Origin of the sequence: Burkholderia sp. SIMBA_051, assembly GCF_046534915.1 — a bacterium.
Lineage (GTDB): Bacteria > Pseudomonadota > Gammaproteobacteria > Burkholderiales > Burkholderiaceae > Burkholderia > Burkholderia ambifaria.
Genome location: NZ_JAWRXS010000822.1, coordinates 1 through 239, shown reverse-complemented (window position 1 = coordinate 239; position 239 = coordinate 1). Strand labels below are relative to the sequence as shown.

Below are 239 nucleotides of genomic sequence, written 5' to 3'. Positions count from 1 at the left end.
CGGCCGACGTGATGACCCGCGTGCGGTTCCGCGATCTGCCGGACGCCGCGCTGGACGCCTATCTGCGGACGGAAACGCCGTACGACGTCGCGGGCAGCGCAAAATCCGAGGGACTCGGCATCGCGTTGCTCGAGGCCATTCATTCCGACGACCCGACGGCACTCGTCGGCCTGCCGTTGATCGCACTGTCGCGCATGCTGCTCGCGATGGACTTTCCACTCCTGGGGGCGCAATGACCG

At 67.4% G+C, this 239-nt stretch carries 1 protein-coding gene; it reads left to right on the top strand.

Features of this window, described 5'->3' with window-relative positions; genetic code table 11:
* Positions 1 to 236, top strand: a 236-nt coding sequence (locus SB771_RS36740) for a Maf family protein (RefSeq protein ID WP_410722252.1), incomplete at its 5' end; no start/stop codon positions are given.
* Between the last annotated feature and the right edge of the window lie 3 nt (positions 237 to 239).